Annotated in this window: 14 protein-coding genes and 1 tRNA gene; 6 read left to right on the top strand and 9 right to left on the bottom strand. The window is 70.0% G+C overall.

Annotated features, from left to right (window positions below):
• Positions 1–1,119: aromatic acid exporter family protein (locus KBX39_RS09300; protein WP_210870030.1), on the top strand; the 1,119-nt coding region annotated here is incomplete at its 5' end.
• Positions 1,120–1,124: 5 nt separating this feature from the next.
• Here the strand turns inward: KBX39_RS09300 and KBX39_RS09295 are convergent.
• A complete protein-coding gene (locus tag KBX39_RS09295; protein WP_043329118.1) occupies positions 1,125–1,709 on the bottom strand; it encodes a GNAT family N-acetyltransferase in 585 nt (194 codons plus the stop codon).
• Between the two features lie 153 nt (positions 1,710–1,862).
• Between KBX39_RS09295 and KBX39_RS09290 the strand changes: the two genes are divergently transcribed.
• Together KBX39_RS09290 and KBX39_RS09280 are read left to right on the top strand one after the other, a co-directional pair.
• Positions 1,863–2,069 carry a hypothetical protein gene (locus tag KBX39_RS09290; protein ID WP_247660013.1) on the top strand — a complete coding sequence of 69 codons (207 nt, stop codon included), beginning with the start codon at positions 1,863–1,865 and terminating at the stop codon, positions 2,067–2,069.
• Between the two features lie 207 nt (positions 2,070–2,276).
• The gene (locus tag KBX39_RS09280; protein WP_210870028.1) at positions 2,277–3,068 is read left to right on the top strand and encodes an aminoglycoside N(3)-acetyltransferase; all 792 of its coding nucleotides are present in this window, start codon (positions 2,277–2,279) and stop codon (positions 3,066–3,068) included.
• A 51-nt stretch (positions 3,069–3,119) separates the two neighbouring features.
• Here KBX39_RS09280 and KBX39_RS09275 read toward each other — a convergent pair whose 3' ends face one another.
• From KBX39_RS09275 to KBX39_RS09255, 5 genes are all read right to left on the bottom strand, one after another.
• Positions 3,120–4,154: a hypothetical protein gene (locus tag KBX39_RS09275; protein ID WP_124778941.1), complete on the bottom strand. Its 1,035-nt coding sequence runs from the start codon at positions 4,152–4,154 to the stop codon at positions 3,120–3,122.
• A complete protein-coding gene (locus KBX39_RS09270) occupies positions 4,154–5,218 on the bottom strand; it encodes a serine protease (protein ID WP_083297045.1) in 1,065 nt (354 codons plus the stop codon). Before KBX39_RS09270 ends, KBX39_RS09275 begins: the two co-directional genes overlap by 1 nt.
• Positions 5,215–5,556 (bottom strand): CU044_2847 family protein, encoded by a 342-nt coding sequence (locus KBX39_RS09265; RefSeq protein WP_210870026.1) that lies wholly within the window; start codon positions 5,554–5,556, stop codon positions 5,215–5,217. Before KBX39_RS09265 ends, KBX39_RS09270 begins: the two co-directional genes overlap by 4 nt.
• Positions 5,557–5,846: 290 nt before the next feature.
• Entirely contained in the window at positions 5,847–6,242 is a 396-nt protein-coding gene (locus KBX39_RS09260; RefSeq protein ID WP_064448191.1) for a hypothetical protein, read from the bottom strand.
• A 907-nt stretch (positions 6,243–7,149) separates the two neighbouring features.
• Positions 7,150–8,070: an RNA polymerase subunit sigma-70 gene (locus KBX39_RS09255; RefSeq protein WP_210870024.1), complete on the bottom strand. Its 921-nt coding sequence runs from the start codon at positions 8,068–8,070 to the stop codon at positions 7,150–7,152.
• Between the two features lie 137 nt (positions 8,071–8,207).
• On the opposite strand from KBX39_RS09255, the gene KBX39_RS09250 reads away from it, so the two are divergent.
• The 3 genes from KBX39_RS09250 (at position 8,208) to KBX39_RS09240 (ending at position 10,461) form a co-directional block, all read left to right on the top strand.
• Positions 8,208–8,915 carry a DUF899 family protein gene (locus KBX39_RS09250; RefSeq protein ID WP_210870021.1) on the top strand — a complete coding sequence of 236 codons (708 nt, stop codon included), beginning with the start codon at positions 8,208–8,210 and terminating at the stop codon, positions 8,913–8,915.
• Between the two features lie 220 nt (positions 8,916–9,135).
• A complete protein-coding gene (locus KBX39_RS09245) occupies positions 9,136–9,678 on the top strand; it encodes a hypothetical protein (RefSeq protein WP_210870019.1) in 543 nt (180 codons plus the stop codon).
• A gap of 243 nt (positions 9,679–9,921) precedes the next feature.
• A complete protein-coding gene (locus KBX39_RS09240) occupies positions 9,922–10,461 on the top strand; it encodes an ATP-binding protein (protein ID WP_210870017.1) in 540 nt (179 codons plus the stop codon).
• A 302-nt stretch (positions 10,462–10,763) separates the two neighbouring features.
• On the opposite strand, the gene KBX39_RS09235 is transcribed toward KBX39_RS09240, so the two are convergent.
• The 3 genes from KBX39_RS09235 to KBX39_RS09225 all read right to left on the bottom strand — a co-directional run.
• Positions 10,764–10,840: transfer RNA gene (locus tag KBX39_RS09235), tRNA-Ile, on the bottom strand.
• A gap of 125 nt (positions 10,841–10,965) precedes the next feature.
• Entirely contained in the window at positions 10,966–12,201 is a 1,236-nt protein-coding gene (locus KBX39_RS09230; RefSeq protein WP_210870015.1) for an FAD-dependent oxidoreductase, read from the bottom strand.
• Positions 12,194–12,404, bottom strand: a 211-nt coding sequence (locus tag KBX39_RS09225; RefSeq protein WP_210870012.1) for an MMPL family transporter, incomplete at its 5' end; no start/stop codon positions are given. The genes KBX39_RS09225 and KBX39_RS09230, both read right to left, overlap by 8 nt.

Raw genomic sequence — 12,404 nt, 5'->3', positions numbered from 1 at the left:
CGGTTCGACGAGGCGTGGGAGCGCGTGAACGAGCGCGGCCGGGCCGCCGGGCGGGACCGGATGCAGCAGCTGCGGGTCAAGTCCGTACTCGCCGTGCAGGCCGGTCTGGCGGCGGCGCTGGCCTGGGCCGTCGCGCGCTGGGTCACCGGCATGCCGAGCCCGATCTTCGCCCCGGCGGCCGCGGTCGCGGTGATCACCTCGTCGTTCGGACGCCGCCTCTCCAACACCGTCGAGCTGCTCGCCGGGGTGACGCTCGGCATCATCGTGTCGGACCTGCTGATCGGTGCCGTCGGCGCCGGGGTGTGGCAGACCGGCGTGATCGTCGCGGCGTCCGTCCTGGTCGCGCTGGCATTGAGTACGCGGGGCGGGATCGTGGGCAACGCCAGCGGTACGGCGGTGCTGCTCGGCGCGCTCTCCTCGTCCCGGCACACGCTGGAGTTCCCCCGCTTCGTGGACGCGCTGATCGGCGGCGGCGTGGGCCTGGTGGTGACACTGCTGCTGGTGCCGATCAACCCGCTGCGGGTCATGCGGCGGGTGGCCGCGCCGACGTTGCGGCAGCTCGCCGACCAGCTCGCGGCGACCGCCACCGCGCTGCGGCGGCGCGACCACGAGCTGGCCGACCGGGCGCTGAGCCGGTCGCAGGCGATCGGCACGGACCTGGGCCGGTTCTGGGACGTCTTCGGCGGCGCGAAGGAAACCGTCGACCTCGCCCCGGCCCGGTGGCCGAGGCGGCGATCCGTTCAGCATTACCAGCTCGGCGCGCCGGACGTGGACCAGGCGGTCTGGAACACCCGCGTGCTGGCCCGGCGGGCCGTGGTGCTGATCGAGGACGGGGAGCCGATCCCGGAGAGCCTGCCGGACGCCGTGGAGGCGCTCGGCGCGGCGGTGCACGCCGTACAGGACGAGGTTCTCGCGGACCAGGGTCCGGAGGACGCCCGCCGGCACGCGCTGAACGCGGTGGCGGCCGCGACGCGCGCGGAGCTGGCCGGGACCGGGCTGTCCGGCACAGTGATCGTGGGGCAGGTCCGGACCGCCGCGAGCGACATCCTCCAGGCGACCGGGATGGACCGGGCGGAGGCGCTGCGGCGCATCCGGGAGGTGGCCGCCGCGCAGTCGTGACCCGGTCAGTCGTCCCCGCGGACGCGGGCGTGCAGGTGCATGTCGTGCCGTCCGTCGTCGTGCACGGCCGCGCTGCGCTTGGTGCCCTCCAGCCGGAACCCGGCCTTGACCGCCACCCGGCACGACGCGACGTTGCCGGTGGAGTGGTCCAGCCAGAGCCGGTGCAGCCGGCCGTCCGCGAGCGCCCACGCGCTCAGCGCCCGCAGCGCGCCGGAGGCCACGCCGGTGCCGCGGGCGGCCGGAACCACCCAGTACGCGCACGCGGCCTCGCCGTCGTCGAGGTTGACGCCGCCCAACGTCATGCGGCCCACCACCTCGTCGCCCCGGGTCACCGCCCAGCTCGCGCCCGTCTCCTCCTGCCACGATCGACGGGAGTGGGCGAACCACTGGAGGACCTGCTCCGGCGACGCGGGCCGGCGGGTGTGCCAGCGGCGGATCTCCGGATCCTGGTACGCGGCCAGGACGGTCGGCGCGTCCCCGTCCGCCCAGGGGCGCAGGACCAGGCCGCCCTCGGCGGGCAACGTCGGTTGCGGGCCGGCGGCCAACGTACCGGCGGGAACGGCGGGCGGTGTGGACACCTGAAAACGCATGCCCGACTCTCCCCCGCCGCCCACCCCACATGTCAATCGGGTTCAAATCGGCACGTGTGAGGGTCCACGCGCCACGTGGCCGCTCGGCTAGGGTGCGCTGGTGGCAGTGACGGCAGCGGGCGTCTTCCGGCGTACGCCGCGGGAACGGCCTGGGTGTGCCGGGACACCTACCCGGACCGGCCGATCGGTCTCGCGGGGTTGCGGTTCGCGGGCGAGCGCCAGGTCTTCCACGTGTACGCGACCTGGGCGGACTGGGCGTTCGACCACGCCGGGTGGAACCGGGAGGCGCACCTGCTCGCCATCACCGCATGCCGCACCAGTACTAGGGTGATCCGCTCCCCCGCGCCCGCGACTACGTGAACCGGCATCCCCCGCCGGTGAGCAGGTAGGCGACCCGTATCAGCGCCGGCGCCCGGCTCGCCACGAACTCGGCCAGCACCGCCCGCTCGTCCTCGTCCACCGCACCACCCTCGTCTCCTCGTTCACCAGTGACAGACGCGCGGGGACGCCGCCACTATCCCGGAATCGGCGAGAATCCTGCTCAGGGCCCCGCCTACACTGCGCCGCGTGGACCAGGCCGCACCGCACACCGTCGCCTCGATCGCGCACGACCTGCGCACGCTCGGCGTCACCTCCGGTGACGTCCTGCTGCTGCACTCGTCGTACCGGAGTCTCGGGTTCGTCGCCGGGGGCACCCACGCGGTGGTGCTGGCGCTGCTGGAGGCGCTCGGTCCGGAGGGCACCCTCGTGGTGCCGACGCACACGCCGGACAACACGGATCCGGCCGGGTGGCGGCATCCGCCCGTACCGGAGGCGTGGTGGCCCGTCATCCGCGAGCACACCCCGGGCTTCGACCCGGCGCGCACGCCGAGCCGGTGGATGGGCGCCGTCGCCGAGACGGTACGCACCTGGCCGGGCGCCCGCCGCAGCGACCATCCGCAGGTGTCGTTCGCCGCGCTCGGCGCGCACGCCGCCGATGTCGTGGACGGACACCGCCTCGACGACGCGCTGGGCGAGGGCTCACCGCTGGGCGCGGTCTACCGGCTCGGCGGCAAGGTGCTGCTGCTCGGCTGCGAACACAGCTCCAACACCTCGCTGCACCTGGCGGAATGGCGGCAGGCGTCGCCGCCGCGGGCGGTGACGGGCTCGGCGGTACGGCTGCCGGACGGAACGAGCCGGTGGACCACGTGGACCGACGTCGTCACCGACGAGGACGACTTCGACCGGCTGGGCGCCGACTTCGAGGCCACCGGCGGCGCGACGGTCGGCCGGGTCGGCAGCGCGACGGCCAGGCTGATGCGCCAACGCGCCCTGGTCGACTTCGCGACCGCGTGGATGGCCACCAACCGCACGGGCTGATCGCCGTCCCCGTCCGCCGCCCGGACTCGCACGACGGACGAGGCGCTCGACTCACGCGGGGCGTTGTTCGTTCTCCTCGCCAGGAGGACGCTGGCGGAGCGGCTCGGTCGTGTGGCCTTCGGACGGCGGCGGCATCAACAGCGCGGTCGGGTCCGCACCCGACGGTACAGCGGGTCCACTCAACGCCGCGGGCGCGTCGGGATACGCGGCGCCGCTGTGTTCCCGCAAGTGCTCGCGGAGTTGGGAGATCATCCTGTCCACGGAGGACGGCTCCGTCACACCCTGGATACCCATCGCTTCGTTGGGCGCGATCCCCAGCCAGAGGTCGACAGCCACCCGGCCGGAGACGAGCAGTTTGATGATCTGGCGCTGCGTGTAGTGCCCGAACTGTGCACCCATGTTCGGCCCGTTGCCGATGGCTCCCGAGAAGACCCCGCCGCTGTTGCCGTCGGAGCCGGGTTTCCACTGCTCGTTGAAGACGCTCACCCGGTCCGCGGACGTCTCCATCCCGTCCACGTTGCCGAGCGCGTACTCCTTCGTGGAGTCGCGGATCGTGAACCCGGTGGCGATGTCGAGCACGCACTCGTACACCGGCAGGCGCCAGTTCGACATGTAGACGATCATGATCTTGTACGCGGAGTAGCGGAGTTTGCCGTCCCGTCCCCTGTTCCAGTGGAACGGGAGAACCGAGAACAGCTCGGGGATTCCGTAGAAGACGAGATAGGGCTGCCTGCCCTGGGAAAGCTCGGTGGGGTGGATGTTCAGCCGCCGGTAGCCCATCTGCGCGATGGCTTCCTCGGCCCCGTACAGCCAGGCGTCCATCTCCTGATCGGTCGCCCGGGGATAGGCGCGCCGGCGCGCCTCCGCATAGTTCAGGAGCCCGATGAGCCCCAGGACGACGAGCACCGCGCCGCCGACCCCACAGAGGAATCCGAGACAGATCGCCGCGTCACCGACGGCGAACATCACCAGGGCCATCAGCAGGAGTCCGCCACCGAATGCCAGCTTGACGTACTGGGCTACCGGCGTGGACGGTTCGGGCGCGAAATACTTGCCGGCTCGCTCTGCGCGTTGTTCAGGATGCATCAGATCCCCTGGTTTCGGCTGAGCCCCTGCCAGGTCGGGCACTCGACAGCAGGAACGTGGTTGATGATCTCGCGGGCGCGATCACTGCCGACGCCCGACAGCGCCGCCTGAAGGCCGCGCAGCCTGGAGCGGTCGGTCGGAATGCCACGGATTTCGTAGTAGTCCTCGATGATCAGCGCCCAGAGGGCTCGCAAATGGTTGCTCGTACGGCCGGGCTCGATCTGAATGCCGATCTGCAGCAGATTCTCCATCGCCCGGATCACCTCGTACCGGTACCCGCCGGGGCGTCGGCCGCCGAGAGCGGCCAGCACCCGGTAGTAGTAGACATCGACTTCGCGTGGATACATGTTCACGAGCGTGTTGAAGCGCTCCAGGGCCCGCGCGTACGCCCCATTGTTGAGAGCAGCGACCGCCTCGACGAATTCCGGGTCGACGCGGATCTGCTCCGGGAGCAGGTCCGCCAACGGCGGCCAGGCCTCAGCCAGCGTGGCGAGCGGGATGATCCACGAGATCCGCAGCCTCTTGTCCATGTCGGCGGTCGAAACCATGCCGACGACGCGGCCCGACGTGACGTCGACAACGGGGCCGCCGCTGTATCCGCGCTGGATCTGGCCGTCGAATCCGGGCAGACCGTTCACCTGGATGAGCTTCCCGGTCTCATCAGGCCCGATGACCTGGACCCGGGTCCGCTGACCGCGGTCGTCCGCCGCCGAATACTGTTCCGGAAAGCCGAGCGCGTCGAGCGGCGTCTCCGGCCGCGGCGGCGCACTGGGCCCGAGCGGCGCCGCAGGCCAGCTCTCCGGCACGTCGACGACTGCCACGTCGGTCCCGTCGTACCGGCCCGGACTCCAGCCCGGCACCGCGTAGCGGGTGGAACAGACCTGGCCCGAGCCCCAGCCCCCCGGCGCCTCCGCCCAGCACCGGACCCGGCCCTCGACCACGTGAGCGCACGTGAGGGCCACGCCCGGCGCCACGACGAATGCGGTTCCCAGCACCTCCGACGGAGCACCATCATTCGTCGTGGCTCGGATCCGCAGCCGCCAGGGTTCAGAGGAGGTGATCATTTCGGTGCGGAGTCTTCCCGTCGCCAGACCAGTTCGACACCGAGGTTTCCTTCGTATGCGGTCTTCGCGATGACGGCGTTCATCTCAGCCGTCATCTTCACCGCGAAGGTGAGCTTGACCTCGCTCGGCCCCAGGTCCTCGCGGAACACACGCATGGCCTCGAGAGCCGCCGCGCGGACGCTCCGAAGGGACTCCTCGAAGGATCTCGGTTCGGTACGACCGCTGCGGCCCACCGGTCCGATGCCGGCGCTCCCGCCACGAATATCCAGGTCCTGGCCATCGACCTCGATGAGAACCGGATCCGCTCCATGCACCGCGAATTGCCTGGTAACTGGCACAGCACTCCTTCGGACGGAAGGAAAAAGAGGTCAGCGGGACAATGCAGACGACGCGACAATGCGTCGAGGATCGACCGGCAGCACACCCGCAACTCGCGAGGATCGTTCAACCGGCTTGAAATCGATCCTGGCGTTCGCGCACTGATGCCAGGATCAGGCATTCGGCCGGTTCGATTGTCAGCAACACGACTTCTGGTCGAATATCGCGCTCTACTGAGGACTGGGCCGATGCCTTACGGCATCTCGCATCGATCACTACTCCTGGTGGACCCCTGCGGACTGGACGCGGACTAGCAGGCAGACTTCTGGACGAAGGTCTCGCGTTCCCCGGTGTCCGGGTCGTCGGCCCAGTGCCACAGGCTCACATTCCCTCGCCAACTGCGCCGCGTATCCAGCTCAAGGCTTACCTTGGCATCCTTCATCGTCAGGATTAGATGGCCGTCCGCTGCCAGGTCACCCGGGCGCAGCTGGCCGCTCCCGGAAACCGTGTCGTTCGGACCGAACACGGCCGCAGAGACCGTGAAGGAACGGTCTGGCTCGATCTTGACGACCCCACCCTGCCGGGACTGGAAAACGCCGCACAGAGCGTCGATGCGGACCGGCCACAGTGACCTCCAGGCCAGGGCACACGGCAGCAGCGCGATCAGTAGGCCGACGGCCACAAGCAAGACCTTTCGCCTGCTCACGCCCGTCTCCTGTCGATGTCCGCCGTCGGCATGGCCGGCGCCGCTTCCGCCTTCATCCCGGCAGCGTAGGCGGTGATGCCGCCAACCATTCCTCGCCTCAGCTCATCTCCGCGGTGGGTCCGCACATCGCGGAACTGGCCCGCGTCTAGCTGGTCGGGCTGCCGCAGGCTCAGATGGGCGGCATCGAACGCACCCGCCCTCGGGTACGGTGACGCTTCACGAGTCGTGCCCTTACCGGTGATGGCCTCGCCGTTCAGGAGGTGACGCGCGTGAGAAGGACCAGCCGCATGGTGTGGTGGGCGCTCAGCATCTTCCTGATGGCGGCGCCGGCAGCTTGTACGTCCTCAAGCGGTACCGGCCAGGGTGAGGCCAGACCACCCGCGCCAACTGCGTCTCTGGGCACCGACCCCAGCGCGACCCCGTCAGCTGACGTGGGCGCCGGGCAGGAGTCGTGCACCAAATCGGTCGATATGATCACGGAACCGCCGGCGGGTTATCGGCTCGTGGGAGAGGACGTCGCGGTACCTGCCCGGCCGGTGCTTCAAGTAGCGGAATCGGGGCAACCGGACCCGGCAGCCCGACTGTTCGCCAAATGGGGCTTGGTCGTACGCGGCGGCGCAGTGGTCGATCTTCGGGTGGCAGCCGGCTGGGAGGACAAGGCGCGTCTCGGATGGGGCTCGTCAGTGGTGCCGGCCATGAGCGCCCACGTGCGCGCCTGCGCACCTGTCGATGACCGACCTCAGTGGCTGGCCTTCGTCGGCGGCACCTGGGTTGCGCGGCCGGCCTGCCTACCGCTCACCATCACGTCGCGGGGGCAGACGGCGCACATACAACTAGGTGTCGGTGTCCCCTGCGACGGAACCAAACCGCCGAGTTCGTAGGAATCCTGAGCCTGAGGCCTACTTGTCTAGGGCTTGAGCGTGGTGGGCATGCCGAAGGCGGCGACGTGACGGGCACCGATGAAGGCGTTGCTCTCTACGATCTTCCCGTTCTCGATCCGGAGTACGTCGACGACCAACGCCTCGTAGTGCCGGCTGCCGGGCCGGCGGAGATAGTTGATCAGTGCCGGGCGCCCGTTGGCCGAGGTGGGGAACGTACGCCAGTCGAGCGGTCGGCCGAGGAACTCCGCGGCCGCGTCGATCCCGACGACCGGCGGCTCGGGCGGCATCGTGATCCGTACGTCCTCGGCGAGCAACTCCCGTATCGTCTCCGGGTCCTTCGCGTCGGCGTAGCGGCGCAGAATCTCTTCGTCCTCACTGGTGAGCTGCGGGCGGCGCCATTCCTTCGGGTCCGACGGAGCGCGCCCCCGGAGGGTGTGGCGGGCCCGCTGGAGGAGGCTGTTGACGGCCGCTACGGCGGTGTCGAGCGCGACGGCGATCTCCTGCGGCGTCCAGCCGTGGACGTCGCGCAGCACGAAGGCCGCCCGCTGCCGCGGCGGCAGGTACATGAGCGCTGCGATCACGGCCAGCTCGACGGTCTCCCGAGCGGCGAGACCGGCCTGCGCGTCGTCGGCCAGCAGGGCGTCGGGATAGGGACCGAGCTCGATGGACCACTCCAGCGGATCACCGTACGGCACCGTCCGGTGACCGGCCGCCTTGCGGCTGTCGAGGAAGACGTTCGTGGCGATCCGGTACAACCAGGTGCGCGCCGACGCCCGACCCTCGAAGCGGTGGCGAGCCCGCCAGGCACGCAGGAAGGTCTCCTGCACCAGGTCGTCCGCGTCGGTGACGTTCCCGACGAGGCGGTAGCAGTGGAGGTGTAGCTCACGCCGGTGCTCGTCGAAGGCGCGCTGCAGCCAGACCGCCTGCTCGTCAGGCGAGTCGGACATGTGATTTCCCCGGGGCTGAGTGGTGCTCACAACCGTACTGACGACCGTGGCCCCCATCCGTCATCGGTCGCCGATGACAATCGCCGGCTCGGTCGTCTGTACCTGTGACCGATCCCCACTCCACAAAGGAGACAGTCATGACGGCAACCCCCGCGTCCAGCGCCGCCGCGCCCCCGGTCGTCGACCGGGAGACCTGGCTGCGCAAGCGCGACGAACTGCTGGTACGGGAGAAGGCCCACACCCGCGAAGGAGACGCGATCGCAGCCGCTCGTCGTCAGCTACCGATGACCTTGATGCCGACGGTGACGGTGCGGGGCCCGGGCGGGGACACCCCACTGGTGGAGGTGTTCGAGGGCCGCCGGATGCTCATCGCGTACTTCCACATGTGGCACGACGGCAATCCGTACGAGCATCAGTGTGAGGGGTGCACCTTCTCGACCTGTCACATGCAGACGCTGGACTACCTGCATGCTCGGGACGTCACCTACGCCGTGTTCTGCGAGGGTCCCTACGACGAAAGCGCCCCGTTCGCGGAGTTCATGGGCTACCGGTTCCCCTGGTATTCGGCGAAAGACTCCGACCCGGCTCTGGCCGACGGTCGTCACTTCGGGTTCATCGCGTGCTACCTGCGCGACGGCGACAAGGTCTACGAGACCTACTGGACCACCGGGCGGGGCGTGGAGGCGTTGACGACCACCTACCACGCCCTGGACCTCACGGTGTACGGCCGGCAGGAGAACTGGGAGAACTCGCCTGAAGGCTGGCCGCGGGTCGCCGGGCACCCGTGGCGTCTCGACGGCCGCCCCACCGCGCAATGGTCACGCCCCGGCGTCGTACCGCGATGACGTCCTGATGATCGAGCGGTACAGCGGATGCTCGGGCACGCCCCGGCGGCCATGACGTCGGACGTGCACGCGGATCTGTGCAAGGACGACCTGGATGCGGACCGCTCGCTGCTGGGAGGGGCGGGCGGTCTGGTTGCATCTCGTGCCCGCTAGCGGCCGTCAAGGGACACCGTTACCGGCCCGGGACGGCCCACCGGTCCTGGGCGGTACCGTCGCTGACGTGCAATCCGATCGTGCTCTGCTGGATCAAATCCGCGCTACGCCGTGGATCGCGGCCCTGTTGGCGAAGTTGTTCGATTTCGATGTCTCCCGGGCGGCATACGGACCGGTTGAGCCGGTTTACCTGGCCAGCGTCGAATCCCTTGAGATGATCGCCGGGGATGCCTCGGGCGGAGCGTTCATGTTGGTCGGCTCGGGTAGTCAACGACCGGTCGTGTACGTCGGGTCGGAAGGCGAGGGTGGGCTAATCGCCTCGGCTCTGCGTGATGCGCTGGCGCTCGTCGTTGGCCTGCCCAGTCTCCACGACGCGACCGCAAGGCCGTTCGGTGATGATGGCCGCCAGTTGCGGGACTGGCTGGCCCAGGCAGACCACTACATTCGCGCTGACTGGCCGCAGCTCGACATGGAGCGGGACCGGCTCCGGGAGGCACTCAATCTGCCAGCCGCAGACGAGCTTTTGGCCGCACTGCACGCAGCGGCAGCCGACGATCACTACCGCCCGATCAGTGACGCTGGCGACCACTACAGGTCAATGCTTGAGTAGCCATGCGAGTCTGGCTGGAAAGCGGTGGATCTCCTCGTCGGGCGTCCGTCAGCGCGGCGGGCCGGCGCGGCCTGTTTGCGCCGCCTTGATCCGCCCGAATTCGGCAACGCAGACCGCAAGGGGTGTGTCCTCCGTCGGCTGATGCGCGACACTCGTCCGCCAACTGATCGGCGACACCTACGCGCTGGTCGCGGCATGAGCGAGCGTCAGCGATGATGGCGCGACCGTTCAGATGGGGAAACGATGACGACACGACCGACTCTGTTCCTGACGGTAGGACTGCCAGGCACCGGGAAGACCACAGAAGCGCGGCGCATAGAAGCCGAGGAGCAGGCTCTTCGCCTCACGAAGGACGAGTGGGTAAAGGCCCTGTACGGCCTCGCGAACCCGCCGTCGGCCTCGGACGTGATCGAAGGACGGCTCATCGAGATTGGGCTGCGCGCCCTCAATCTCGGCATCAACGTCGTCATCGACTTCGGCCTCTGGGGTCGAGATGAGCGCTCCGCGCTACGGCAGGCAGCTGCCGACCTCGGCGCGGCGGTGGAGATGCGCTACTTCGAACTCCCACCGGCCGAGCAACGGAGACGACTCGACCAACGCCAAGCCGAAGAGCCGCACACGACGTGGCACATGTCCGACGAGGAACTCGACAGGTGGGCTGCCCTCATCAGCATCCCGACCGAAGGGGAACTCGACGGCAGTGAACCCGTCGACTGCCCGCCGGCAGAATTCGCGACGTGGGAGGACTGGCGCAGGCATCGCTGGCCTCCGTCGGTCCCCTGACACCAAGGATTCCGAACCAACCACCCATCGGCAGACCGCACGTCCCGACGGCCGCTGATGTGCCCCGGTGACGAGCTGGTGTTCACATCCCCAACGGGCGAGGTGTTGCGTAACAACAACTTCCGTCGCCGGGTCTTCGACCGGGCTTCGGCGTCGATCGAGCTTGCGAACCGGACGCCGCACGAGCTGCGGCACAACGGCGGCCAGTGTCGCGGTGGCGGAGGGGCCAATGTGAAGGCGGCCATGACCTCGACGCAGTGCACCCGAGCCGTCGGCACCATGGCTGAGCTGGAGAAACGGCTTGGTGGGGCGGGCGGGGTTCGAACCCGCGACCGAGGGATTATGAGTCCCCTGCTCTAACCGGCTGAGCTACCGCCCCGTCACCGCGCCGGATCGTAACCCGCCGATCGTTTCGCGGACCACCACCGGCCGGGCGGAAAGACTACCGCGACAGCACGATGGGCTACGCGAGGATAACAACGCGCAACCCACCGGCCAACGGCTCTACGCGCGCCGGAGATCGGTGAGGACGGCACCGACCGTGCGCCAGCCGCTGGCGAGCGCGCCCTGGATGGACGGGCTGTCCCGGTGGTCCCCGGCCACGTACAGGCCGTCGCCGAGCGCGACCGGCTTGCGCAGGCGGCCCTGCGGCGGCGGGGCGGCGGGCAGCGCGTCCGGCACGGTGATGGTGGTGAGGTGGGTCCAGTCGGCGGTGGAGCGGCCGTAGAGGCGGTCCAGTTCGCGGCGGATCACCGGTTCGGGCGGGGTCTGCGGGCCGACCACCGAGGTGGCGACCAGGTGCTGACCGTCGGGGGCGTACGTGGGCGCGGCCCGGCTCACCACCACCGTGTTGGCGATCGTTTCCCGCCGGTCGCCGTCGAGCAGCAGGATCGGCTCGTCCAGTGGCGCCGTGTCGGTGCGGTGGTAGTAGGTGGTGTAGGCGTGCATGCGTACCCTCGGCAGCCCTGGCAGCAGCGTGGCCGCCGCCGGCGGGTCGGCCGCGACCACGACGGCGCGGCAGGTGATCTCGCCGGACGGGGTGCGGACGCGGCCGGGCGCGACCTCGGTGACCGGGGTGTTCAGGTCGATCAGCTCGGCGGGCAGCGGCGCGGCGAGCGCCCGGGGCAGCGCCGCCATGCCGTCCGCGGGCAGGCCGATGCGGCCCCGGGCGAAGGAGCGCATGATGACCGCGAGGACGTGGCTGGAGGTGGCCAGCTCGCGGTCGAGCAGCACGCCGGACAGGAACGGCCGGAGCAGTTCCTCGATGATCGCGTCGGAGAGCCCGGCCCGGCGCAGCGCCTTCTCGGCGCTGGTCTCGGGTGTGTTGAGCAGCCGCCCGACCGGCAGCGTCGCGTAGCCGGCGGCGAGTGCGCCGAACCGCAGCCGGTCGGTCAGTGTCCCGATGCCGGCGGTGAGCGTGGCGGGCGCGCCGGCGGGCTCGCGCAGCGGGTTGACGAGTCGTTCCAGCCGGTCGCTGCGGCGCACCAGCACGCCGGGTGTGAACCAGCCCATCCGGAGGGCGCCGACGTCGACCAGGCCGGCCAGCCGTGGGTACGCGGTGTTCAGCACCTGGAAGCCGCGGTCCAGCAGGAACCCGTCGACGCGGTCGGTGGCGACCCGCCCGCCGAGCCGGTCGCTCGCCTCCAGCAGCCGCCAGGGCACGCCGGCCCGGTGCAGCCTCCGGGCGGCGGCGAGACCGGCCAGGCCGCCGCCGACGACCACCACGTCGGTGTCAGGCACGGTCCACCCCCGCGCCGGCCCGGTCGCCCTCGCGGTGCGACCGCGACAACCGGCCCGGCCACCAGACCTTCGGCCCGATGTCGTACGCGAGCGCGGGCACCAGCAGCGAGCGGACCACTATGGTGTCGAGCAGGACGCCGACGGCGACGGCCACGCCCAGCTCGACGAGCACGACGAGCGGCAGTACGGCGAGCGCGGTGAAC

It is taken from the genome of Micromonospora sp. D75 (assembly GCF_018070405.1).
GTDB lineage: Bacteria > Actinomycetota > Actinomycetes > Mycobacteriales > Micromonosporaceae > Micromonospora > Micromonospora chalcea.
This window is presented reverse-complemented; position numbering and strand designations above follow the sequence as displayed.